This is a genomic window from Phyllobacterium bourgognense, from assembly GCF_003337575.1.
Lineage (GTDB): Bacteria > Pseudomonadota > Alphaproteobacteria > Rhizobiales > Rhizobiaceae > Phyllobacterium > Phyllobacterium bourgognense.
This window is the reverse complement of sequence record NZ_QPJM01000003.1, coordinates 246111-269609: the sequence shown is the minus strand read 5'-3', so window position 1 is coordinate 269609 and position 23499 is coordinate 246111. Positions and strand designations below refer to the sequence as shown.

28 protein-coding genes and 2 tRNA genes are annotated in these 23499 nt (G+C 54.6%); 5 read left to right on the top strand and 25 right to left on the bottom strand.

Annotated elements, in window-relative coordinates:
• Positions 1–7: 7 nt before the first annotated feature.
• From C7476_RS07730 to C7476_RS07705, 5 genes are all read right to left on the bottom strand, one after another.
• Entirely contained in the window at positions 8–589 is a 582-nt protein-coding gene (locus C7476_RS07730; RefSeq protein ID WP_114429295.1) for a NuoB/complex I 20 kDa subunit family protein, read from the bottom strand.
• The gene (locus C7476_RS07725; protein ID WP_112530887.1) at positions 580–945 is read right to left on the bottom strand and encodes an NADH-quinone oxidoreductase subunit A; all 366 of its coding nucleotides are present in this window, start codon (positions 943–945) and stop codon (positions 580–582) included. Before C7476_RS07725 ends, C7476_RS07730 begins: the two co-directional genes overlap by 10 nt.
• Before the next feature lie 406 nt (positions 946–1351).
• Positions 1352–2563 carry an MFS transporter gene (locus C7476_RS07720; protein ID WP_114429475.1) on the bottom strand — a complete coding sequence of 404 codons (1212 nt, stop codon included), beginning with the start codon at positions 2561–2563 and terminating at the stop codon, positions 1352–1354.
• Between the two features lie 372 nt (positions 2564–2935).
• Entirely contained in the window at positions 2936–3322 is a 387-nt protein-coding gene (locus tag C7476_RS07710) for a hypothetical protein (RefSeq protein ID WP_114429293.1), read from the bottom strand.
• 150 nt (positions 3323–3472) lie between these two features.
• The gene (locus tag C7476_RS07705; protein WP_114429292.1) at positions 3473–3910 is read right to left on the bottom strand and encodes an SRPBCC family protein; all 438 of its coding nucleotides are present in this window, start codon (positions 3908–3910) and stop codon (positions 3473–3475) included.
• Between the two features lie 121 nt (positions 3911–4031).
• On the opposite strand from C7476_RS07705, the gene C7476_RS07700 reads away from it, so the two are divergent.
• Positions 4032–5102, top strand: a complete 1071-nt coding sequence (locus tag C7476_RS07700; protein ID WP_114429291.1) for an adenylate/guanylate cyclase domain-containing protein — start codon at positions 4032–4034, stop codon at positions 5100–5102.
• Positions 5103–5151: 49 nt separating this feature from the next.
• Here the strand turns inward: C7476_RS07700 and C7476_RS07695 are convergent.
• Positions 5152–5228 (bottom strand) — tRNA-Asp (locus C7476_RS07695).
• 189 nt (positions 5229–5417) lie between these two features.
• Here C7476_RS07695 and C7476_RS07690 point away from each other — a divergent pair.
• Positions 5418–5493: transfer RNA gene (locus tag C7476_RS07690), tRNA-Val, on the top strand.
• Between the two features lie 99 nt (positions 5494–5592).
• Here C7476_RS07690 and C7476_RS07685 read toward each other — a convergent pair.
• The 5 genes from C7476_RS07685 to C7476_RS07660 all read right to left on the bottom strand — a co-directional run bounded on the left by C7476_RS07685 (position 5593) and on the right by C7476_RS07660 (position 9074).
• Positions 5593–6366: an AbiU2 domain-containing protein gene (locus C7476_RS07685; RefSeq protein ID WP_147274632.1), complete on the bottom strand. Its 774-nt coding sequence runs from the start codon at positions 6364–6366 to the stop codon at positions 5593–5595.
• Between the two features lie 249 nt (positions 6367–6615).
• A complete protein-coding gene (locus C7476_RS07680) occupies positions 6616–7338 on the bottom strand; it encodes a hypothetical protein (RefSeq protein WP_114429289.1) in 723 nt (240 codons plus the stop codon).
• A gap of 11 nt (positions 7339–7349) precedes the next feature.
• On the bottom strand, positions 7350–8327 hold the full coding sequence (locus C7476_RS07675; protein ID WP_114429288.1) for a DUF2971 domain-containing protein: 978 nt from the start codon (positions 8325–8327) through the stop codon (positions 7350–7352).
• A gap of 261 nt (positions 8328–8588) precedes the next feature.
• Positions 8589–8807, bottom strand: a complete 219-nt coding sequence (locus tag C7476_RS07665; RefSeq protein WP_114429286.1) for a hypothetical protein — start codon at positions 8805–8807, stop codon at positions 8589–8591.
• 33 nt (positions 8808–8840) lie between these two features.
• Entirely contained in the window at positions 8841–9074 is a 234-nt protein-coding gene (locus tag C7476_RS07660; protein ID WP_114429285.1) for a hypothetical protein, read from the bottom strand.
• 290 nt (positions 9075–9364) lie between these two features.
• On the opposite strand from C7476_RS07660, the gene C7476_RS07655 reads away from it, so the two are divergent.
• Complete coding sequence (locus C7476_RS07655) at positions 9365–9820, top strand: hypothetical protein (RefSeq protein WP_114429284.1); 456 nt, start codon at positions 9365–9367, stop codon at positions 9818–9820.
• Positions 9821–9862: 42 nt separating this feature from the next.
• Here the strand turns inward: C7476_RS07655 and C7476_RS07650 are convergent, their stop codons facing one another.
• From C7476_RS07650 to C7476_RS07615, 8 genes are all read right to left on the bottom strand, one after another.
• Positions 9863–10399, bottom strand: coding sequence for a hypothetical protein (locus C7476_RS07650; RefSeq protein ID WP_114429283.1), 537 nt, complete (start codon positions 10397–10399; stop codon positions 9863–9865).
• 496 nt (positions 10400–10895) lie between these two features.
• Positions 10896–13532: a phage tail tape measure protein gene (locus C7476_RS07645; protein ID WP_114429282.1), complete on the bottom strand. Its 2637-nt coding sequence runs from the start codon at positions 13530–13532 to the stop codon at positions 10896–10898.
• A 9-nt stretch (positions 13533–13541) separates the two neighbouring features.
• Positions 13542–15152 carry a terminase large subunit gene (locus tag C7476_RS07640; RefSeq protein WP_114429281.1) on the bottom strand — a complete coding sequence of 537 codons (1611 nt, stop codon included), beginning with the start codon at positions 15150–15152 and terminating at the stop codon, positions 13542–13544.
• A complete protein-coding gene (locus C7476_RS07635) occupies positions 15152–15541 on the bottom strand; it encodes a phage terminase small subunit P27 family (protein WP_114429473.1) in 390 nt (129 codons plus the stop codon). Before C7476_RS07635 ends, C7476_RS07640 begins: the two co-directional genes overlap by 1 nt.
• A complete protein-coding gene (locus tag C7476_RS07630) occupies positions 15538–15846 on the bottom strand; it encodes a phage head closure protein (protein ID WP_245426216.1) in 309 nt (102 codons plus the stop codon). The genes C7476_RS07635 and C7476_RS07630 overlap by 4 nt, the downstream gene beginning before the upstream one ends.
• Positions 15847–15848: 2 nt before the next feature.
• Complete coding sequence (locus C7476_RS07625) at positions 15849–16268, bottom strand: DUF3168 domain-containing protein (RefSeq protein WP_114429280.1); 420 nt, start codon at positions 16266–16268, stop codon at positions 15849–15851.
• Positions 16261–16680: an HK97-gp10 family putative phage morphogenesis protein gene (locus tag C7476_RS07620; protein WP_114429279.1), complete on the bottom strand. Its 420-nt coding sequence runs from the start codon at positions 16678–16680 to the stop codon at positions 16261–16263. The genes C7476_RS07625 and C7476_RS07620 overlap by 8 nt, the downstream gene beginning before the upstream one ends.
• A gap of 1 nt (position 16681) precedes the next feature.
• Positions 16682–16972, bottom strand: a complete 291-nt coding sequence (locus tag C7476_RS07615) for a head-tail connector protein (RefSeq protein ID WP_245426214.1) — start codon at positions 16970–16972, stop codon at positions 16682–16684.
• 162 nt (positions 16973–17134) lie between these two features.
• Between C7476_RS07615 and C7476_RS07610 the strand changes: the two genes are divergently transcribed.
• Complete coding sequence (locus C7476_RS07610) at positions 17135–17647, top strand: hypothetical protein (protein ID WP_147274631.1); 513 nt, start codon at positions 17135–17137, stop codon at positions 17645–17647.
• On the opposite strand, the gene C7476_RS29350 is transcribed toward C7476_RS07610, so the two are convergent.
• Positions 17613–17726, bottom strand: coding sequence for a hypothetical protein (locus C7476_RS29350; protein WP_425373960.1), 114 nt, complete (start codon positions 17724–17726; stop codon positions 17613–17615). The genes C7476_RS07610 and C7476_RS29350 overlap by 35 nt on opposite strands.
• Here C7476_RS29350 and C7476_RS29215 point away from each other — a divergent pair.
• On the top strand, positions 17700–17954 hold the full coding sequence (locus tag C7476_RS29215; RefSeq protein WP_342633330.1) for a hypothetical protein: 255 nt from the start codon (positions 17700–17702) through the stop codon (positions 17952–17954). The two genes, C7476_RS29350 and C7476_RS29215, sit on opposite strands and share 27 nt — an antisense overlap.
• A gap of 23 nt (positions 17955–17977) precedes the next feature.
• Here the strand turns inward: C7476_RS29215 and C7476_RS07600 are convergent, their stop codons facing one another.
• From C7476_RS07600 to C7476_RS07580, 5 genes are all read right to left on the bottom strand, one after another.
• A complete protein-coding gene (locus tag C7476_RS07600) occupies positions 17978–18589 on the bottom strand; it encodes a phage tail assembly chaperone (protein ID WP_114429276.1) in 612 nt (203 codons plus the stop codon).
• Between the two features lie 12 nt (positions 18590–18601).
• Positions 18602–20143: a phage major capsid protein gene (locus C7476_RS07595; RefSeq protein WP_210207783.1), complete on the bottom strand. Its 1542-nt coding sequence runs from the start codon at positions 20141–20143 to the stop codon at positions 18602–18604.
• Complete coding sequence (locus tag C7476_RS07590; protein ID WP_114429274.1) at positions 20143–20523, bottom strand: gene transfer agent family protein; 381 nt, start codon at positions 20521–20523, stop codon at positions 20143–20145. Before C7476_RS07590 ends, C7476_RS07595 begins: the two co-directional genes overlap by 1 nt.
• Positions 20513–21736, bottom strand: a complete 1224-nt coding sequence (locus C7476_RS07585; protein ID WP_245426212.1) for a phage portal protein — start codon at positions 21734–21736, stop codon at positions 20513–20515. The genes C7476_RS07590 and C7476_RS07585 overlap by 11 nt, the downstream gene beginning before the upstream one ends.
• A 98-nt stretch (positions 21737–21834) precedes the next feature.
• Entirely contained in the window at positions 21835–23439 is a 1605-nt protein-coding gene (locus C7476_RS07580; RefSeq protein WP_114429273.1) for a DUF6538 domain-containing protein, read from the bottom strand.
• Between the last annotated feature and the right edge of the window lie 60 nt (positions 23440–23499).

The following is a 23499-nucleotide window of genomic DNA, read 5'->3' as shown; positions in this document are numbered from 1 at the left end:
CCCTCTCCTATCGTTCGATCGTGCCGGTGCGGCGAATTTTCTTCTGCAGCATCAAGACACCATACAAAAGCGCTTCTGCAGTTGGCGGGCAACCCGGAACATAGATATCGACGGGAACCACCCGGTCGCAGCCCCGAACCACGGAGTAAGAATAGTGATAGTAACCACCGCCGTTGGCGCAGGAACCCATAGAGATGACATAGCGCGGCTCGGGCATCTGGTCATAGACCTTGCGCAAAGCTGGCGCCATCTTGTTGGTCAGCGTGCCGGCAACGATCATCACGTCCGATTGCCGCGGTGAAGCGCGCGGGGCAAAGCCAAAGCGTTCGCCATCATAGCGCGGCATGGAAGTATGCATCATTTCAACCGCGCAGCATGCGAGGCCGAAAGTCATCCACATCAGCGACCCGGTTCGCGCCCAGGTAACCAGTGCATCGGCCGAGGTGACGAGAAATCCCTTGTCGGCGAGCTCATTGTTGATCTCGCCGAAGAAGGCATCGTCGGAGCCGACGGGCTTGCCGGTGTTCGGATCAAGAATACCCTTTGGTTGTGGTGCTACGAGGGTAGTGTTGCTGTCGGTCAATCCCATTCCAGCGCTCCCTTTTTCCACTCATAAATAAAGCCGATCGTCAGAACGCCTAAGAAGGCCATCATCGACCAGAAGCCGAACCAGCCAATCTTGCCAAAAGAGATTGCCCACGGGAAAAGAAAGGCCACTTCCAGGTCGAAGATAATGAACAGGATCGAAACGAGATAAAAGCGTACGTCGAATTTCATACGAGCGTCGTCGAAGGCGTTGAAGCCGCACTCATAGGCCGACAATTTCTCAGGGTCCGGTGCACTATATGCGACCAGAAAAGGCGCAACCAACAGTGCCAGACCGATTACCAGCGCTACCCCGATAAAGATAACGATGGGCAGGTAGGAACTCAACAACTCGTTCATGATCCGTCTTTTTCCGCCTTGTGAACTCAGGCTGACAAGAATGCCATGTTATGCACATGACTGCCACAAATACGCGACAGATCACACCATTCTTGAAGAGGGTGCGACAGGCCGAGGGTTAGCGCGTTAGCGTCATGCGCGCAAGTGCAACAAAAATCGTAACAACGTCCATATGTTGACTTCACGGGCTACCTGATTTGTCTGCAAATCGCCAAAATATGGCGTTTTTCCCATATTACGCTTCAAAATCGCGTCGATTTGCTCTTTAGAACGATATTAATCTGGAGCAGCCATCGAGCGACCTTCAACACGCGCCTGTGACTGCGACATTCGGTCCTACAAACGATTTAGGGGATGAATTGCGCATCTTCAGCGCCATTCGTTTTGGCTGAGCAATGCCATCGCATTAAAGGCCAGCGAGCGGCTCGAGGCTGAGCCTTTCCCCTTCGTCGAAGGCGAGCCTGGCTTGCCCCGCCCTGCGGTCCAAAACCCATGAGCCAACAGCAACCAGAACGGCAATCACGGCGAGCGCCGATCCAACAAAAGGCAGGTTCTGGTAAGACACCCCCCAAGTCAGCGCCGCCCCGCCAATCCATGCGCCGGACGCATTGCCAACGTTGAACGCTCCCTGATTGAGCGTTGCCGCCAGATTTGGCGCCTCTTCAGCCGTCTCGACCACCCGCATTTGCAGCGGCGGAACGATGACAAAGGTCAAGACACCCCAAACGAATACAACAACGATTGCAGCAACGGCATTCCCGCTGACTTCGGCAAAAATTGCGTGGATGAACATGAGCGCGACGAGCGTGCCAATTACAGTCGGCATAAGTTTCCAATCAGCAAGTTTTCCACCGATGATGTTGCCAACCGTCATACCTGCGCCAAAGAGCAAGAGCACCCACGTGACCGCCGATGTCGAAATGCCTGAGACGTCAGTCAGGATTGGCTTTATGTAGGTGAACACGGCAAAAAGGCCGGCGGATGCCAATGCCGAGATAAGCATGGCCAGCCAGACCTGCAATTTCCCAAGCACCTTGATTTCACTTCTGAAGCCCCCGCCCTTCTGTTCTTCCTTGGTTGCGGGGACAAGCAAAACGATAGCTATTACGGCAGCAATACCGATCGCAACTACCGCGTAGAAAGTTGCACGCCAACCATAGATCTCCCCGAGCGCAGTTCCTGCCGGCACGCCGAGAATATTGGCAAGCGTCAAGCCTGCAAACATCAATGCGATAGCGCTGGCCCGCTTATGGCGGGGAACAAGATTCGCGGCCACCACTGAACCAATTCCGAAAAAGGCACCATGACCAAACGCAGTTACCACTCGTGCAACCATGAGCATCCAGTAGTTGGGTGCAATCGCACAGAAGAGATTGCCGACGACAAACAGCATCGCCAATCCGATCAGCACTGACTTACGCGGCAGCGATGCTGTGGCGATCGCGATGATCGGGGCTCCGATGACAACGCCGAGCGCGTATCCGGTAACCAGGAGGCCTGCACTTGGAATGGACACGCCGAGATCGGCCGCTACTTCCGGTAGCAAACCCATGATCACGAACTCGGTTGTGCCAATGCAGAACGAAGCTATGGCAAGGGCAAGAATCGGTAAGGGCATGAGGCGACCGCGCGTCTGGAGGAAGGACGATGCTGCATACAGTTGAAATGCTTCACAAATGATTTTTGTGCAACGCAGCAATGCATTTACGCGGGTTCTCGCTGATCGGATATGAAATGCGTTTTAGTTTTGATCTTAGCAAAATCCTCATTCTTCAGATGGACACTCATGTTAATCTAACAGCCAGGTGCTCCATGACCCGCTACTTGCTACCATGCCTAGTGTCGTTCTGTCTGACGTACGCGTTGCTCTATCTCGCGAGCACATACGGCAATTCCCTGTCCGGTAAAAACGGCAAAAGTTGAACCGTTACGGAAAAGCCGTAGTTCCCTCGAGGAATGGTACCGCAATAGCGCGCAAAAGCGCCGCGATCTATGGCTTTGATCCGCAATATTCCATGAGTACGCGCTTATCCTGCAACTCTGCATTCATGATACCTTCAAAAGCGCGGATGTGCCGATCAACTACTCTCTGCGGCAGTGATGTCTCTTCGAGCGATTGCCGATAGCTGCTATATACCAGACTCTTCGGAAATAGGTGATCGCCGCACATTTCGTACGAACCACGAGCCAGGGCAGCATAAGCGATGTAGTCGGCATTCCTACGAGTGATACCGTCTGCAACCATCTCCCGGATGTGGACTTCGAACTTTTCCTTAAACAGGATTTCAGCGTAACTTCCAGCGTGAGCAACGCCGGAAAGGGCGACAAACACGCCGATTCCAAACACCGCATGTCGTACCGTAGTCGTTGTTGCCATTGATCGCTCCCTTTCAGTCAGGCCGAGCTCGCAAGTGCGTCTGGGGCATATAATATCACTGCATGGCAATTACATGGAAAAAACCATCATCGGCGGAGAGACGGCCAGAATGATCGGAGCTTCTTTGACCACCCTCCATCTGACCGGACCTCATGCCTCCGGAGATGTATCCGGTCCTGGGTCGCCGCCAGCCGCTGCTACGGCCAATCTGCGCAAATAATGGTTCCAGCCCTTTTCATGGCTGGCACGTTCCTTCTCGTCGGGCAGTCCGCCATGGGTGAAGCGCACGAGCGTGCCCCCATCCTTCTCGACGAGGTCGATCTCGATCAGGCCCGAACCCGGCGGCACATTCTCGTGGTCCTCCCAGCCGAAGCTATAGGCCAGACGATGAACCGGAATCACTTCCGTGAAGTGGCCGCGGGCACTGTGGGTCTCGTTCATGCTGAGGAGATAAATGCCGCCGGGATGAGGCTCGACCGTCGCCCTCGTGCCCATCCAGCGTATAATCTTGTCGGGATCGGTGAGGAAAGCGAAGACTGTCGCTTGTGGGGCTGCAATTTCAATCTCACTGTGAAACGTCTCGGTCATCGGCGATTCCTCCCGCGCGGCTCGATATCATTCCAGCTTTGGTGCAATTTAAGCCAATCGAGGTTTGGCGCAAGAAACAAAAGCTCGTGACAGGTACCTGATATGGCTGCATGATTGCACTATGCAGCTGCCGTCCGCTCTCTCCTTTCTGGTTGACAAAGCGCTTGACATGCCAGACGGCGACGTCTTCCTGGCCACGCTCGCAGTGCGACTCATAGCGGACGGTGTGCCGCTGTCTGGCGGCGCGCTCACCCAAGCCGCACCGCACCCGGTCATCGAGCGACGCACCTGGCTGTGGCGCGCCGATACAGGAAGGGTGATAGAAGCTCTAGCTTTGGCCAGACCTGTCGATCTCGAGCACACCCATGTCGCTCGCAACTGGCTGGCTGGCATCGGCACCGGTACCATACAGGAGGATTTTTCCGGCGGCCCATCTGACGGCGCGGTGCTTGCCTGGACTGGCAGCCGGCCATTCAGCCAATCCGAATCGGAGTTGCTGCACCAGGTAGCGCGGTTTGCCGCTGCACCGCTTGCCTTGCTGGCCGCACGTTCGACCTTGGCCGCACTGCTGACGACCTATCTCGGCCGGCGCAGCGCGGCGCAGGTGCTGGCGGGCCGTTTGCAGCGCGAGCCCGGTGAGACTATACGGGCCGCTCTGTTGTATGCCGACCTCCGGGGTTTCACCGAATTGTCGGAGTCGGCCGATGCGAAGGAAGTGATCGCCGCCCTCGACGCCTGGTTCGACCGCATCGCCGGTGCCGTCCATGCCTTCGGTGGTGAAGTATTAAAATTCATTGGCGACGGCGTGCTGGCGATCTTCCCGATCGGCGAGCGCGACGCTCCTGCTGCATGCGACGCGGCATTGCGCGCAGTCGCCGCTGCCTGCGCCGGGATGGACCACCTCAATCGCGCCCGCGCTGCGCAAGGCATGCCGCTTTTATCGTTCGGCACGGCACTGCATCTCGGCCAGATGCTTTGGGGCAATATTGGCACTGCCGACAGGCTGGATTTCACAGCAATCGGCCCTGCCGTGAACTTGGTGAGCCGACTGGAAGGCCTGTGCCGGCCGCTCAGCCGCACGGTATTGATCTCCGGGACCTTTGCGGCGGAAACGACGCAGCTACTGACCCCGCTCGGCGAGCACAGGCTGCGCGGCATCGCTGCTCCATGCACGGTGTTTGGGCTGCAATAGTCAGCGGTTCCCTAAGGGAATTATCTACTTGAAATCACTGAGGGAAAAGTGGCGCGAGTGACGGGGCTCGAACCCGCGACCTCCGGCGTGACAGGCCGGCACTCTAACCAACTGAGCTACACCCGCGCACTTTCGTACCGTACTATTTGTACGGCGTGAGCGGTCGTTTAAGGGGTTCGCGGGGGTGTGTCAAGCACAACTGGAGAGGAAAGATGCGATTGTTAAAAACTCATCCGACAAATCATAAAAGTGTCGCATCCCCTCTTGCCAATATCGGCGGAAACGCATAAACGCTCCGGAACGCACCCTTGTGAAGGGCGATTAGCTCAGTTGGTAGAGCGCTTCGTTTACACCGAAGATGTCGGGAGTTCGAGTCTCTCATCGCCCACCATTTTTCAAAATAAAATCAATAACTTATGTTGACTGCCCTGCCCTGCTGTGTAGCAGTTTTGTGTGCGTTCCAAGTGTAGCATGATGACCTTCGCGCCGGTCAGTCGGTAATCGTTGCGCCTTTCAAAGCAGTCTCCCAGAACTTTTTTGCCTCTTTCGAATGGTCTTGCTCGAAATATTCTAGCATTGGATCGTGACCCTTCACGGCAAGGATTGCCGCTTGCATCACGTTTCGAGCAGTATCAACCAGTAGGAAAAGGCTGTTGTATGTAGGGTGCTTGCGGGCCGGAGCTTTCATGAGCGTATGCGCTACCCGATAGTCACGGAACTGTTTCAGGCGAGCGACCGCGTGTCGTCCATGTCCCGTGGTTGACAATGAGTGATAGGCCCCAATCGCACGATCTATAGCATTCTCACAATCGCGCGCATTTATCGCTCCCCGGCCTAGCTGCGCTGGAGACCAATGGCGTGCTCGTTCGATAAGAGCGTTCCTGCATCGCTTCTGGCGTAAAAGTCGAACGAATAGTGGCAGCGATGATACGTCCCGCTTATTAGGGTGCCTATTTTTTACCCCTTGGTCGAATAGTCTGGCGACTGTGATTGCGAAGGTGAGCATCATACTTTGAGCAACCGCATTGTATGTCTCTGCGCCATGATAATGTCTGTCTTTGTCACTCACTACAAACGCGTTCGCAGCCTCCATTGCGGCTTCAATCCAAAGTGCTGCTTTAACATCGTCCTCGAGACGCTGAGTCATGTCGTCAATGCGGTTGAGCGCTTCCTTTTTGGTTATGCGAACAGCACGCTTTTTCTTGGTAGGAGGCGCCGAAGATGAGGCGCGGCTATTATTACTTCTTCTTGTCGGGCTTATCACTTGTGTCCTGCTGAATTGGTCGCTGAACCGGTCGGCCTGAAGATGTTATTCCGCTGTGCTCGATACCTCCGGGACGCGGTCGGTCATTCTGTGTCATTCTTGGCATCCTTTGGACGATTTAGATTACTTTTGAGAGGGTTTAGGCGTGGATGAAGGTGCAGGCGGTCTTGGGACAGGCATTCGCGTCGAAGTTACTCCGTCTCCAAACGGTCTCGGTGCAGGCGTAGTTGGCTTGCTCATCTATTGTTCCTACTTTTTGTCATCTGCTTTTGGCGCATCTGATTGATTGGGCAGTCCCTGCGGCATCGCCGGTCGAGGCACAGGTTGTGAAGGCGCTGTCATTCCGGTGGGAACCGAATTACTGTCAATTGGCCCCTTAAAGGCATCGTTCATATCCTTTTTGACCGGATCGTTTGAGCCTGAATTCCGCATTTCTCCCTGTAACCGCGAGGGAGACGAAGGAGTATTCGACAGTTCGAGGTTGTCGAAGGGTGTTTGAGATATCTGTTGCTGCAACTTGCCAGCTTCGGCGTTGGTGTAGGCAAATCCCAGCAGTCCAACCGCGCCTACAATGAAAGCGATGGCTACCAAAGTGTTCAATATACTGGTTGTCCTCTGCCAACTATTTACTTCTGATATCTTTTGTTGTCCCACCATCTGCCGGTCTAGATCATCTATTTCCCTCTTCAATGCGAGTTCGGCAGTATTATAAGAAAACAGGTTGAACGAAATAGCCAGGACGAAGGCTATCCACGAGATAACAATGAATCGAAGCTCTAAATCGGGAGATTTCTGGTAGAAGAACGACAATAGCGCAACGGAAAAGCCCAAGGCTGCCGTCGATAAGGTCAAGACCTGTTTGTCGAAGGTGGAGCGCTGCTCGCGCCGAATAGTATCTAAAAGATTGCGATGCTCTCGATAGTCATCATAGTCCGGCAAGGACTCTTGGTTCGATCGTTTTTCCTCGGACATCAGATAATCCCTTATGTCCTCAGTGGGATGGCGGAGTAAGTCACTATTTTCTCGGGGTCCGCTACACCTGCCTTTCCAAGTTCAATAACGAGGGCATCATAAACGGCTAGCGGAAACTGTGTGGGGCCTATAATTACGCGATCCAGCAATTCCGGGATTGAAATACCCGTCATCCCGCTTTGTTCGTGGTCTTTCAGCGGTATTTTGAAGACCGGCTGGGCGATTCCGTTTGGGCACTCGACATCAAGGATTAATGTTCCCTGCTCATCCAGCTTTCGAGTGTGCATTATTCGCCATTCTTTCTCTTCGTGAAAACCGGGATGCTTTGAACACATTGCGATCGATCGAAGCAGCGTGAATAACCAGCCCTTCAACTCCTCCTTACCCTTCGAAGCGAGGTAGGTCCTATTGGCACGAATGTTTTGAGCGATTTCGACAAAAATGCCGTGTAGGTCGCCTTCGGTAACATAGTAGACTGGGCTGCTAAATGCCCCGAATGTTTCGGCTAAAAGATAGAGCGGCAATGGTTTGATCACTAGCCCGACACCAACTTGATTGGACGTGTATGAACGCCACATGGACAGCCGTCCATAGTCGTCCTCCGAGGGGTCGTGTTCCGATAGGCACGTGACGTAGGTATTGTGTATGAGCGGTTGCGACCATCCAGAGAACAACTCGACGGTTTCTTGCACGGTGTCGGGAAATATCTCATCAACGGCTATCCCCAACTGCCGTAACCCCTTCTCAGCTTGGTTGTCGACCGGCGGTTCGAGTAATCTTTGCATTAACTGAAAGCCGTGCTGGACCTCCATAAAGTCATTCATGCATCTAGCGTTCCGCATCCAAACTTCATTCTTGCGGAAGATCGAGATAGCATTGGCTACCGATGTATAATGAACGAGTTTTTTGCCAAGATTTAACAGGTCATTACGGCGACGATACTCATGCGGAACAAAAATCGCTTGTAATTTTGAGAAATCCTCACTCAATCCGTCCTCCAGAATCACTTTAACTCGCAAGAATTCTATCACAATAAAAATAGACCGCCGAAGCGGTCTTTTACTCTTTCTAAGGTTTGGCCGTAATGTGTCCCCTATAACTTAGAGCTGGCACGCGAATCCTCGGCTTTTGTAACGCTTCTAACTCGTCCTGGGCCTCGTCGATTTGCTGCTCTAAGGCCCACTTCCGTTGAACATAGGATTCTGTTGCTGCCTTCACGATCAAAGCTAGTAGTTGAGGTGAAAGTGCCATTACACTTCGCCTCCTTGGCTCAGAGGCTTTTCGGGTTTTGCTTTCCCACTTCCAATGGCGCTTGAAAACAAGGATTCGGCTACTGTCTTGACCGGCAGGTTTCCAAGCTGGGTGGCTTCCTTGAAGCCATCACCCACTACGAATACCATGCCATCCTTCACATGGTAGTTCGCGCGGTAGATGCCTTTTGACGTGGTTTTTGAAAGTTCGTTACTCATCTGATTCTCCGGTAAATATCACAAGCGATTGGGTTATAGCGTTTCGTTGTCGGCGTGCTTCCGATTACTGACAGCTCCTGCCATTTTGTGATTCGCGCGCGATATCACCGGTGCTTCCCACTCTTCCCTGATATCGTCCGGCCAGACGTCCGCAATCTCGCCAAGGGACAGAACGATGTGGCTGCGAACGTCCATCATTCCGGACGGTGAGGACTGAAGGGCGGCGACAAGGCGCTCGTAGGCTTCGCGGGGTATGTAGTGGCTCATTTGAGTAGCTCCGTTGATGTTGAACGATGCTTTTATGAGTCATCGCGGAATCCCCGTAAAGAGGATATTATTCAACAAAATCAAATAGTAAGTCAGTGCTGATTTACTATTTTCGCTAACCCACTGATCGGACTCGATTTAAGGTGCGACATTTTGTCGAGACGTCCTGGTTACGGTGATAGATATATCAATTCTCCTGCGAAGCACTTAGTGATGCCATGGAGGGGCAAGAAGTTTACTCGCCAAATATGGTCGTTTGGAACCAGCATAGTTTAAATGGGAGACACAGAGTGTTTGGGGCCATCAAGAATACCTATAAAATGTCCGAGGCTGCCGTCGTGGTGCAGAACCTCCTTCAGATTTCCTTGCGAGCAGGACTTGGAAACCCTGCAGCCGATTGCGCGCAAATGGCGAACAACATGGTTGCGATCGCCTGGAAAGATCGCCCTGATCTGTTCAGCGGAAAGTTCGGGCAGCGGCCGCACAAGATTTCGGTAGCAGCGGCAGCGCTCGCCGAAGGTGTAAAGATCAAGCCACTTCCAGGCGTTATCCTGGCTCTCGGCAATCTCCTGACCGAAGTCGAGACCAATGGGCGGCTCTACCCGCTTCACAGCGTGGATCATGTGCTCATCGAGGAGGCGCTGAAAGTGTTCTTGAGCGCCGCCGAAGAGCAGCGCACGCCGCTGGACGACGAAATCGATCAGATGATGAACAACAGCTTCTCAAGCGAGAATTCAGGTATGTAGCGCGCTACAAGGCCTGATCGAATATTGTAAGGCGTTCAACGGTTAATAGATCGTCGATCTGAACTGACGATGGTCACACTCTGCGATCTTCCGAAGATTGTTCGATATGAACGTGACCTTGTTCGTCATGAGCCGCTCGGCTGCGTCGTTACCAGCCTTGTTCAGATATGCTGCCCATCCTAAGCCGTCTGTAAGACTCTTGAGGACGCACTGGCGCGAAGCAACCTTTCCGGAGCACTTCCCGCCAGCACGCATGAGAACACGCTTCAGTGACTCGATATGAGTCTTTGAGCGATCAAAGGGCCGAATAGCACCGTGAAGGTGCAATACGCCGGAGGGTGAGAATTCCAAGGTGAAGCTATATGGAAGCACCTCGTTAAAGGCGTTCGTCATTTCCTTGCCGATGTAGCGCGCAATCTGGTTCGCCGGTTCGACGTGGTTCAAGAGCATCTTCTCGCGAGCCGGAGAAAGCTTCAGCGTGAACGCCAATCCTTCACGGCGTTCAAGAGCCTCGAAGCTCGCGGCGAGCTTTTCATGCTGCCAGAGGTGACGCCACTGTTTGACATAAGGATTCGGCATCCGCGCGACCGCTTTCTCCAACGTCTTGGTCCGTGAACGCGAGCGTGTGACGGGCGAATGAGTGCGTCTAGTAGAAGGTGAACAGGAGGGTGAGAGAGATGATGAGAGGCGTGGTGTAAGTGGAGCTACTGCACAAGGTTCGCCGGAAGCATGGATAACGTCTTGATCGGACTCGTCATTCGGCTGTTTTGAGCCTCCGAATTTTGACACAATATTGACCGGTCGTGCGTCGCCATTGCGCTCCGCAATGATCTCAAGAATGCGACCGTCCAAGAGCGGTGAATTCGGGTAACGCGGCAAGGGATGAGATGCGCTTTTTTTCCGCGATTTGTGCGGAATATCGAAGCACGCCGTCGAAGTCTTGCTATAATACATTCTAGTCACTCCACGTGATGAAATAGTAAGCCAATGACCCCGTATGTGTCCTTCAACCAGCACACACGGGGTTTTCTTTGGTTATAGCGTTTGGAAGTCGGCGTGCTTCGTGATTTTCGAATTATCTTCGCAACATGCCGCCGGGACGGCGCTGGTTCTGCATTTCTTCAGCCATTACCGCTTTCACCATGGTCTTCAGTTCACGGCTTGTCTGTTGCGCAAGATCGCGGTTTTGCTCAGGTGTTCCGCCGTTGGCATTGACCGTCACCGGCATGTTGAACTGCGGCGCATATACCGGTGATCCGCGTGAAAGCTGCGGACGTGGCAACGATGGCGGGCTAAGGTTCGGCGCAACCAAACCGCCGTCCGCATATCCACGATGAAGGCGCTCAAGGTTCTCAAGGCCAATCCAGTTCACTGCTTTCTGGCTCATAACGTATTCGCCGCGATGCACGACACCAGCTGGTTCATACTTTCCTCCGGGGCCGGTGTAACCGCCATTGGCAAAGCCAAAGATCGCGCCAAGAATGCCGGTGCCACCTCCGAACAAACCGCCAAGCGGTCCCTCGCCAAGCAAAGCTGCTTGAGCAAGGGCGCTGATCAACGAGGATAGCAACTGCTGCACGGCCTGTTCCGCCGTTGTCGCGCCAGTAAGAACGCCGGTCAGAACATCGGTGAAGCCTTGCGCGATGAATTGCTGCGCATCCTTCATCTGTTCCATGCGCTCTTGCGATTTTCCGGTTGCATCGTCCAAGCGTTGCGTTTCGGTGATCTTGGCGCGGATGCCTGCGAGCTCTTGCGGCGTAAGCGTGATACCGGCGCGGCGAGCTTCCAATTGGCGCTGATAGACTGCCAGTTCGATTTGCTGCTGCGATTGCGTCATGCCGGAGATGGACTGTTCGAATTTCGCGAGGTCCAAGCCCTCTTGCACTGAAAGGTTGAGACCCTTTCGGGCGTCATCCTGCTGCTTGACCAAATCGACCGCCTTCTGTTGTGCGGGCGTATTCTCAAGCTTCTGTGGCGCAGTCGGTGTGCCGGAGTAGGCTTCACGAATTGTGGAGTCATCAACGCGTCGCAAGCCCTCCCATTCGTTGCGAAGGGCGTCCGGATTATTGCCACGACGGCGTATCAGTGCGCGTGCAATTTCGTCCTGGGTGTTTTCATCAAACAGTCGGTCGCCGGTCAAACCAAGCTGACTCATCACGTCGCGAAGCGTGCCGCTGGTAATCTGGTAGCGGCCTAGCGCGGATGATCCCTTGCCGTTGCCGTAAAGTGCGCGGTTCTCCGGCGTCCGCATACTATCTTGCAACGCGAGGATTTCAGTAAGTGTCATGCTGGTCAGATTGCGCGCGCCGCCCGTCCAGCGACCATAATCTAGGGTCTCGTTATAACCACGGCCTTTGTCAGTGCCTTCCGCCGCGCCGATGAGGGAAAGCATATCCTTATGGCTTCCGAAGGTCGCGGCGGACTTGGCGCGATTTGCGGTATCGGTCGCCGCGCGGATTTCTGACATGGTGCGCGCATTCTTCACCGCGTTCTGATAGGCGGTGTCGATCGCATCATTCTGTGCGAGCGTATCGAGCTCGGCTTTCAGTTCCGGAATGAATTTCTTGAGGTCAGCAAGGGCGGATTTGAAATTGGTCGCTGCCGTCACGTTGCCGCTAAAGCCGCTGGAAAGCGACCGGCTTGCTTCCGACAAGGTGCGCATCGCCGTTTCCATATCGACGGTGCCATTTTGAAGCTGATCGATTTCGCGGTCGAGGGCTTCCACGTCCTGCCGGAGTTTTGGCAAGGCGGTCATGCGGCCTTTTTCACCGGATGCTTCGATAGCCGCGATGGTTTCAAATAGCTTCCTACGGCGCTCCAGAGCGCGGCCAAGTGTGGCTTCGTCCGACAAGAAATTGCCCCGGGCGGAAGCTACATAGCCATCACCTTTCAATTTGCTGATCGTGGCGACGATCTTTTCGGCATAACTCACAGACTCGATTGCTGCTTTCTTGGCGTAAACGCGAACGTTCTGCCAAAGCGTCTCGAATTCAGCATCGATCTTCTTGGCAGCTTCGATCTGCTCGTTGCTGAAGGTCGCAGCCTCATTTCGAAGCTTCTGGATTTCCGCGACGGAAAGGCCAAGGAATTTGGCAAGCTGCTCTGCGCCGGTTCCGCCAAACAGTTCATCTAAGACACGCGTTTGTCCGGCGCTGTCCAATTGCTGAAGCTTCCGGATAATCTCATCAAGGAAGCGATTAGGATCACGTAAGCGCTCGCCAACATCAGCGGCGGAATAGCCAAGGCGTTTGAACGCGTCCTCAGCCGAACCCTTGCCCGTCTTGGCGAATTCGTCGCCGCGAATGTTCAATTCCTTGAGGGCGTCGGTTACGCCATCGATGGTCGCACCGGTCGCTTTGGCGACGTATGACCATTGCTGCCAGATTTGCGACGACACGCCGGCCTTGCGTGCTTCACGGTCTACTTCCGCAATGCTGCCTGCAATCTGGGTCACGGCGGTTGCGGTTGCGGCGATAGCTGCCGTTGCAATACCGCCCGCCATGAACGGCTTGAATAGGCTTTCCAGACGTTTGTTAATGCCGCTACCAGCATCAGCCATCGATTTTTCCATCCGTTGCGCTGACTGTTTGGCACGAGCTTCCATCGCGTCGTAGCTCTTTCCGCCGGAACGCATGGCACGTTCCATGTTCTTCTCGTAGTCGCGGATACGAGCCTCCAGGGCGATAACTAGGCGTTCTTCATCGGTTGCCATACTGATTCCTCAAAATGTGAAAATGCCGCCGCTATCGGGGTCATTGTATTTGGACTGACTGGTTTCACCGGCACATGCGCGGCTAACGGCCATGGCAGCGGCGACCGCGCCATCAATGCGATTGTTGTTCGCGGCCTTGTGCATCCGGACAAGGCCGGTATCGTTGCGGGATGCGACAACGCTATCAAAGTGATGGCGCAGAACGGCATGACCGTTGTGGCGAATTTTGAAGCCGTTCACGGTGCGCTCAAGATCGCCAATGGCCGGTCCCATGGTGAGCGGTCCCTGTCGCATTTCGATGGTTGGCAAGCCTTCATCGAAAAGGTGCTGCATGATCTTGCGCGCAAGATGCGGATCGAACGCGATTTCCTGCACGTTATAGGTCGCGCATAGCTCGCGAATATGGTTCTCGATTTCATCCGGTTCGATGATCGGCCCATCAATGACATTGATAAGCTCATCTTCCTTCCAAGCGACGTAGGGAACGTTATCCTTCGCCGCGCGGTCGGCAAGGTCGTCGCCGGGAACGAAAAACCAAGGGTGAACCGTGATCCGGCCATCCTCATGCCGCCATGCCGCAACTACCGCGGTCAAATCGCCGTTCACTGACAAATCGACGCCAAGATAGCAGGGCAATTCCGCTAGCTCTTCAAGCTCAAAATCAAACCGGCCTTCATCATAGACGGCCATATCGAAGAGCGGATCGCGGCTGTTGGCTTGCCAGATATTCAAATTCAGTTGCTTGAATGCGTGGCGCTCGGATGGCCGGTGCTCGGCTTGCTGCGCTTCCCGGCGGAAAGACGGAAGATCAGGGAAGCCATATTGCAAGCCGGGGTTAACGCGGTGCCAAAGCGCCTCATCCTGCCAATCGTCTTTGGCGTCGGCTTCAAAGATGATCGGCAAATAGGAAGGATCAACCACTTCCCCGGTCGCGACTTTTCGTGCGTATTCGTATTCCTGATAGCCTAGGTTCTCTTGTCCGCGTCCGGCGGTCGTGGCGATCACCATTAGCGTGTTCGGCGTCTTTACCAATCCGGATTTCAGGGCTTCCCAAAGATCGCGGCCTTTCCAAGCGTGGATTTCATCGACCAGAACGAAGGCCGGGGTCTTGCCGTGCTGTGCCGCGCCGTCACTGGAAACGGTTTGCAGGGAAACGCCTTTCTTCTTGTAGACGATCTTTTTTACGCTGTTATGAGCGTCGTAAATGCGCGTTGCGGAGATCAGGCGCTTGTCTTGCCGGATGATATCGGCGGCTTCTTTGAAGCCAATCCCGGCTTGCTCGCGATCTGAAGCGGCGAAAATCACCTGTCCAGCCGGAACATGCTCGGGGCCAATGGTATGCAGAAGCGACAATGCAGCGGCTAGGCTAGTCTTTCGATTGCCGCGCGGAATCATCCAGAACACTTTGGTAACGACTCGGCTGCCGTCTGGATGGCGAGGGCCATAGATGCGGCGAATAATGCGCTCTTGCCAGTCGTAAAGTTGGAAAACCTGACCGGTTGCCGTGCTCTTCGGATGCCTCAAGAGCCGGACGAATTTAACGGCACGCTCGCCAAATCCCAGAGGGTCGGCAATCGGTGAACCGTCAAAAATCCATTCCGGGTAGGCGCTCGTGCTCATTACCGAACGTCCAAGGGGTTATCGTCGTCTTGTTCTTCGGTTTGTCCCTGAACGCGTGCGCGTGACGTTGGCGACAAGCCGTATTCCGCCGCAAGCTGTCGCGCGGTTTGCATTGCGCGATTCTGCATGCCGAAGAGAACCTTGTCCGGTGCTCCACCTGCTACGCGGAACAGGTTTTCAATTTCGCGGATACGACCGCGCGCAACGCAAAAATCCTCAATGCCGCCAAGATCGGCTTTCGTGATGATCCGATCTTCGATCAGGCGCGGCATTACGCGCTTCCATTCAGCCTTGGCGTAGGAGTTGAAATATTTCGGAACGGATGGCGTTGTAGTAAGCGGATCGCGGTCACGCGTGAGCGCGGGCTTCACGCCGCGTAGGTGTGTCACGTCGCGCACCTCAATTCGAGACCGCGCCGCCGTCCGATTTCCTTGATTTCCTTCAGGTCGTAAGGCTTACCGGAATAGAAAACGCGGTCGTCAGTGCTGATGTCAGCCACGTAACGAATACGGAATATGACCGTGTTCGTCTCCGCTTCACCGAAGCCGGTCAGATATTCGGATGCAGATTGCTGCACGACTTCGGCGCGGATCGTGGCGAATGTCTGCCATTCTTTCACGACCGAACCTGAAGGTTTGACGATCTGGGTTTCCCGCTGGAGTTCAATGCGCTTGTCGAGCTTACCGGCGCGCATGATCAGAGCTTCCACCGAATCACGGCTTCGAATGTCAGAACGCCGTGGCAATAGTTCTTATCCGGATCGGGATCGCGCATCCATCGAATGGAGGGCTTTTCAAACTCATCAATCGTAAAGCCGTCCGCGTCGGGGACTTCCCGCAAGGCGTTCATGACAGCAAAGCCGATGGCTTTAGCTGTATCCTCTCCATCTTCGATAGCCCAAATATGAGCGTCAACGAAAACCCGCGCGGCATATCCTGCGCCGGATGTATGGCCAAGGAAGATGGTTTGAGAGTCGGCAAGCATGATGCAAGGCAAGGTTTCGGGCCGCGACGATCCGGCAAGGATCGAGGTTGCGGAAACAAGCGAGGTCACGGCGCTGTCATCAATTAGGCGCGCACGGATGGCCGTGCGGAGGGCAAGAGACGGCTCAATCACGGGCGAGCCTTTCCTTGATCGCCTTTCGGCTGGCACGATTGACGCGGTTCGCAATGCGCTTTTTCAGAAGGCGATAGGCGGGCCAGAAAAAAGACTGAGCTTCAGCTTCAGCAGTGCCGTATTCGACAAGGTGCGCATAGCGAACGTCACTGTTTCCAGCAGTCACAAGCACCTCATTGTCAGCGGCAACGCGCGATCCTCCCGGCTGCGAATAGGCCGGTGTCGCTTGGTGCGGGCCGGTGACGACGATGGAATTCTTCAGCGCGCCGGTATCTTCAGGCGCAAAACGGCGCTGCAAATCTGCCAATTCTTCAGCGGATTTCTCAAGCGCCGGAACGGTGGCTTCAAGATAGGCTTTCGGAAGGCTCATAACCTTGCGCTGGATACGGTTGTATTGCTCGGATTTCGCCATATCAGAACGCCCATTCCCGATAGGGCCGGATCATATCCAGCAATCCGAAGGGCAATTCGTGGGCGTCAATGCCGACAAGAGTGGCTTCACGGTTCTCGTAAAGGTGTCCGGCAAGCAGCAAGACGCCTTCCTTCAGGTCCGCTGGAACCGTGTCAAATTCTGTCCAGGGCGTGCCGGTGTAGTTGGCAATCCATGCTTCGGCGGCCTCTAGCTTCTGCTGAAGCAACTCATCATCCTCTGAATGATCGATATTAAGCTGCATTTTCAGCAGTGAAGTCGTGACGATACTCACTACAAAATCGCCTTTCGTGGTGGGGTTTCAGAAAAAGTTATTTCGGGCGTCTCTTGCGAAGTGCTCCCCGCGCCGGTCCCCTCGATAGCGTAAAACTCTATTGATGCCCCCCGCCGGATGTGCAACGTAGAGTAGGGAAGACCTAGCGTCGGGAGGGGCAAATTGGCAGTTGACTCAAGGACACGGCGTGCGGTGCTAATCGCGGCTTGTTTGACTGGACCGGTGATGTTTTTCGTTTGGCTCGTTGCCAGCGGTGAAACGTCGGGAGTCCTATACAAGATTGTCTTGGACAATCCGTTTGGGGACCTCGTGGCGTGGGCGTTTCCGGACCCGAGTGGATTGGGCGGCGCTCTGCTTATGTTTTTCTTGGCGATGTTCGCCTTCTCTTCGTTTTTTGTCGTTGCAGCAGCGCTCTTTCTGTGGATCGCTAGCAACCCGTCAGCCAAGCTCCATCGCATTGAAGGCGTCACTCGAATTTCACTGATTTCGTTACTGCTGTATCCAGCTTGGTATGCGTATCGACATTCAGGCAATCGACTGCCACCGCTGGATGATTTGGTAGTTGCGGTAATGTGGATGCCATTCATTTCCGCAGCCGTCTGGGTCGGCGTGAATGTTGTTGGATGGCTCATCGAAGGCTTCATGGGTCGCACCTCGCCGGGTAATCAGGGTTGATGCTGCGCTCCTGACGCTGCTTAATTGAGTTGTGGCATGGCAGGCAGAGTGGTTGCCAATTGGCGCGGTTCCAGAACAAGCGCTGATTGCCCTTATGCGGTTGAATGTGATCGACGCATTGGGCGGTTGCACCACATCTGCAAATAGGGTGGTGCCGGAGATATTCGGCGCGCGCTTTCTGCCACTCATTATTATAGCCGCGTGCGCGGGCGCTAGGGCGCTTCTGATCGAAGCGTGCTTTACGCTCACGATCCTGCTTGGCTTGGCAGGTGCAACGCACGCCATGCGCGACGATCTTGCCGCATGAGCAAAGGCGGGGCGGTCGAGCCATTATGAGGCCCTCGCAACACTGCCATGCTTGGCACGAAGCTTCGCAATTCCCGCACTAACGTCTTCCGGCGATACTTCCTCAAGAGGATCGTAGGTCGAAGATTGCTTTTCAGTGCTTCCATGAATGGCCCTCAGTTTCTCAACATGGGCATCGAACGCGATACGGATTTCAGCCGGTGTGCTGTTCCACGCTGTTTCAGGGGTCCAGCCTAACCAGCCGGTCGCATAACCAAAAAGCTCATTGAATGATTCTTGGTAGGTTTGGTTCTTTCCGGATTTGGAAACAGTCGAGCGTGATGGCGCGGTCGCTGTCTGATAGTTCAAGCCGAATGATAGATTGATGAATGTCAGAAGGTCGTCGGAGATCGCGACAAGTGCGCCAATGCCTTCTGAAGCGAGTTTGTCATTTAACAGGGCGCGTGCGGCAACGGGGTCATCTGCACCATGCGCAACGATATCGCTAATGATGGTGAAATTGCCGTCAAGCACGCCTTTCCATAGATTTTCAAGGCGGTGCTTTTCGTGAAGGATATATGCGGCTCGCAACGAAGGGCGCAATTCAATGCGCCTGTTGTCATTTGTGAGGATGATAGCTTCTGATACGAGCCGCATATTCGTGGTTCCTTAAGCGGCAATCTTCAGCTTTGTGAGGGCTTCACCGAGCACTACGCGACCGCCCACGCGGCGACGCGCATGAAGCTTGATGATCCCGTTTGCTGCACCGGTCAGCTCATCACGGAGCGTGGTGAACCCTACGCGGTCAGCAATGGTGTAACCGGAAGCGAAATCACCGAACACGATTGGCGTGGCTTCTGCGATTGCGTTCGGCATATCGACGGCTTCATAGACCGGACGGCCAAGGAGCGTAGGCGGAACGCCAGCGGCGATGGAAGGCTGCCAGAGATAAGAGCCGTCCGTATCCTTCAGCTTGCGAACCGTTGCCATAGTGGCGCGGTTCATCAGCCAATTGCCGTTCGCCGAATAGGCGGTCTTGATCGAATAGAACAGGTCAATCAAACCGTCCGCGTTGATCGTGTCCACTTCATGGGCTGCGACTTCTGCCGACTTCAAAACACCTTCAGCCTGCGTCGTGCCGTTCCCGCTCACAAACCAAGCCGCCTCTTTCTGACCGAAGCGGCGCGCGACGTGACTTGCAAGGTAGCCCTCAAGATCGATCTGCGCATCCTCAAGCAGAATGCGAGTGACGGGAACAATGACGGCCATTTCGAAGGGCTTGAGGTCGATTTGTTCGAAAGTCGGTTCATCCTCGGGGCGCGCGCCCGTTTCGGTTACTTCAGCCGGATCGACTTCATCAACAAGGCGCGGGAGCTGCAAAAGCGGGCCGGACATGCTGATAGAAGAGGCGAGCGAACGGATAGGCGAGAACTCGGCGGCCTTTTCCAGAATGGTGCTCGCGGTTTCTTCCGGTGCCAGAATGCCCCCGGTTGACGGTGCTCCAAAGGAAAGTGCCTTCTCTTCCACGCGACCAGTGCGCAGATATTCTGTGAACGCCTTACGTTCATCATTGTCATTCGACGCTTCCGGATGGTTGTTGTTATCAGCCTTCGGGCGGTTGCTCTTGGCTTCCAGCTTATCCAGACGGGCTTTCATTGCTTCAAAAGCCTTCTGGTCGATAACCGGAGCGGACTTCGCTTCGGTCTGTTCATTTTCATTTACAAGTTCGGGGTCCATAGAATGCTCCATATGGGTTTCGGTTGCCGTGCCATCGGCGGCCTTTATTGAAGTGATTTGCGCGGCCGGATGGCACGGAACCGCGACAACTGAGATTTCGTGAAGATTGAGGGCGCTGATCGTGCGGCCACCGCCTTTGCGGCTTTTTGCCTGCTTGGTGACAAAACCGATTGATAGGCCGGTTGCTGCGTTGGCTTTGATCATGGCGCGGACTTCGGCGGCACGAGCGATCTGATCGACCAGAAGGCGACCTTTGACGATCAAGCCTTGTGCTGTTTCGGTGATACTGTCCCAAACGCCGATGACTTGTGACTGATCGTGCGCGAAGAGCATCGGCAAATTGGCCGGAGCGGTGAACGATCCCTTTTCAATCACGTCGCCAACACGATCGGGCGAGCCAAACGGCCATGCAATGCCAGTGATCTCGCCAGCGTCGGTTACGGTGAAGTCCGCTTTCGTTTCGAGAAAATCCATTATGGTGCCACCTGATTGAGCGCATCATCGATTGCGGCGGCATGTCCAATATCGTCCTGGGCTATGACAGTTGGTGCCGCTGGTCCGAACCAAGCGGCCTCAAGAATAGCGATAGCGAGGGAAAGTGTTTCTGCGATAGGACGCGGCGTGACGTAAGCATTGACTAGGCTTTGCGCTTCCTCCGGAGAGGTGCCGCCGCCGATAAGTCCCAGCCGAATTGTTTCAACGATATCGTTGAAGTGAAACGCCATCGGAACGCGCATGAAGCGGGCGACAAAAGCTGCAATGCCGGTGCCGGTCTTGCGCTCAAGTTCGATGATCAATTCCGGCGTGAGTGCAAACGTGCGCGCTTTGTCGCCAAAGAACGCCTTATGCGTCATCTGCGGATACTTCCTCGCTCTTCGCCGGTGTAACGGCGGTTGTGGTGTATGGATTTTGAAGGCTTTCACCGTCTTTATGCGGTGGGAGGTTCAAACCACTGCGAACCTCGTTCGCCGTCATGGCTCCCATGCTGCGATATTGCCCGTATGAAGCCGCGCGCGTTGCAGCATTCGTGGTCAGAAGATCGTCGGTGACGAATTCAACATAGAGGGACTCGCGCTCTTCGGGTGTGAGCAAGACGCGGCTGTAGGCCCACGCCCATGCACTCAGCCATGGCTTCAGGGTGATGGTGTAGAATTGGCGTGCCATCTCTTCGGTGTTTGACCAAGTGCCGCGCGTGAGCTCGAAGAGCATTGTTGGTGGGACGCGGAAATGGCGTGCAATCTCACGGACCTGTTCAAGACGGTTTTCAGCAAACTGCGCATCGGTCAGCGTCATAGAAAGCTGCTGATAATCCATCCCTTCGTCAAGGATCGCGGTGCCGCCGCTATTGGTGCCACCGTGGGACTTGAACCAGCTTGCCGCGACTTTCTTCTTTGCTTCGTCGCCTAGGGTTTTTTCGGATTTGATGATGCCGGAAGGTCTGCCGCCGTTCGCAAACAGGCTGGCAATATGGGCTTCGAAGGCCATACTCAAGGAAATGGCGTCACGTCCAAGCTTGATTGGCGATTTGCCGCCGAAGGGCTGGATATGGAGAATCTCAGTATAGGGATAGGAAGCGTGCTTACGACCTTCCTGCACGATATAGACCGGTTCGCCGGTTGCATCATCATGCTTCAGCGTGACTTTCGATGGGTCTAGCCGGTGAAGTTCGAAAGGACGGCCATCGGAATACCGGACAACCTTCGCATAGCCATTATCCCGCAATAGGGCGTCAACGGTGAGGTCAGTTCGCAGTTGGCTTGCGCTGGTCCATTCGTTCGCCTCATCGTGAATGAGCCGATACGCCGGATGATTGCGCGCCGATTCCTTGGTTTCGTGTTGATAGATTTTTGGAGGAAGCGTGCCGACTGTCGCAGCAATCAAGCCAACTGCACAAGCAACGGCAGGGACACGCATGGCACTTTCTGGTCCAACGGCAAAACCGGCGCGCGTTGGCGCAATACCAAAAAGCTCAAATGCGGCAGGGTCCGTCAACGTGACGGACTTTTGCTCTAATGGGGCAGATTTCGAACCGAAGCCGAAGAACTCACTTATACGCGATACTGGCACAAAACATTCCTACGCTCACAACGTAAGAATATTGTCTCATGTGTAAGGACTATATGCAAATACTAATAGGTAAAAATACCTAGAAAATATTAATGAGTTTACAGAATTACGGGAAATTTCCGCATTTCTTCTGCCAATGCAGGCAACATCGTATCGGATTTGCCATAGAGGGCGCCGGAGCCAGACATAGAGCGACCGGTGATGTAATAAGCTGCCTCTTGGCTAAGCTTGCCGAAGCGCAAGTCTTCGAACAGGTGCCGGAAGCCATGATTAGGTGCGGGATTGTTTTCCTTCCTACCGGTCATCACCTTCTCGCGTATCCAGTCGCGGGTGTTCTGTTCAACGCGGACATGGGTGAACAATCGGCCTTGCGGTGCGGCGTTCACGAACAACAGGAACCCTTCCTCGATAATGGCCGGATGTATCGGAACCTTCCTGCCCTTCATGGTCTTTGTCGTGCGATCCCCACCGACCCGAATCTGAAAAAACCAATCATCACCAATGTTGAAAATATCGCGCTTCTCAAGCTGGATAAGCTCGCCTATACGCGCGCCGGAATATGCCGCAAGCCAAGGAAGCCAGCGGAAATGTGGCAAGGTTTGCGCGCGCGCGGCTTTGAGAACCTTCTGTGCTTGAGTAAGCGTATAGGTCTTACCGGCGCTATCCGTGGCTTCAGCAATGGGGAGGTCTAGGTGCTCCAACGGGAATCCCTTTGGAAACAGCTTGCCGTTCGACTGCTTCAATCCCCAATTGAGAACTGCCCTGACGGTTGCCACCTTGTCCCGGACGGTCTTACGCTGATCGGTTTTAAGCAGATGATCGCGCCATTGCTCGACTTCCTCTTTCGTAACTGTCGCAGCGCGACTGCTTCCGCGCCACTTGGCGAATCCTTCCACTTGCGTCCGATATTTGGTGAATGTCCGGGGTGACTTCCTGCCTCCCCCTAGCCCGTTCTCCGATAGCCGCTCCTGCTCTTTGATAATGGCCTCAAAGCTCGTGTTGTCGAGGGGCGCAAGGTTGGTATCGGAAAGGATAGGGTCTGCGGGAGCGCCAGAGTAATCTCCCCTGTCGCGTTCGAAGGTCCGCTTCAAGAATTCGATTTCGCCTCTAAGCAGCCGGTGACACAGTTCTTTGTAGGCCGAACTGTCCTTTTCGATGATCAACTTGTGGCGCGCAATAAACTCGTCAGCTGCATACTGTATGAGCGCCGTTTCGCCGGTTGACAGATGTTGCTGAAGCACATCCGCTCTCACGCCTCGATTGTGTGCATCGATTTTGGCGCGGTCCTTCAACGCCATGAAATCAAGCGAGGCGTCCATGACCGCGAACGGATCATTAATATCGAGTCCTGTTCGCTGTGCATCCTCTATCATCGCTCGCTTTGCTGCCTCGATCTGTTCGGCGCTTGGTCGGCGCATTCGTTCATCATGATCGCGCTCCAACTCGCGCCGGTAGTGTTCGCTCACCGCTGCCCGCATGTCTGTTTCCGTAAAGGTGCGGCGCTCGCGAAGATCGTCAAACTCGCGTTCCCATGCGTCGATTACCGCGCGGGCTTTTTTCTTGGCCTCCCGGTAGTCGCTAGTGCCAAGTGATTTGGTCAGCTCCGAACGCTTCACCACGTCCAGCAAATCGGCGGGAACACGCAACCTTGCCTGATAATTTACGGTGCCTTTTCGGCGGGAAATGTTGCCGGTAATAGCCATTCGGAAACTGCTCCATGTGTAGCATGTCTGTGTAGCAGCGTTGTGTAGCAGTTTCCGATG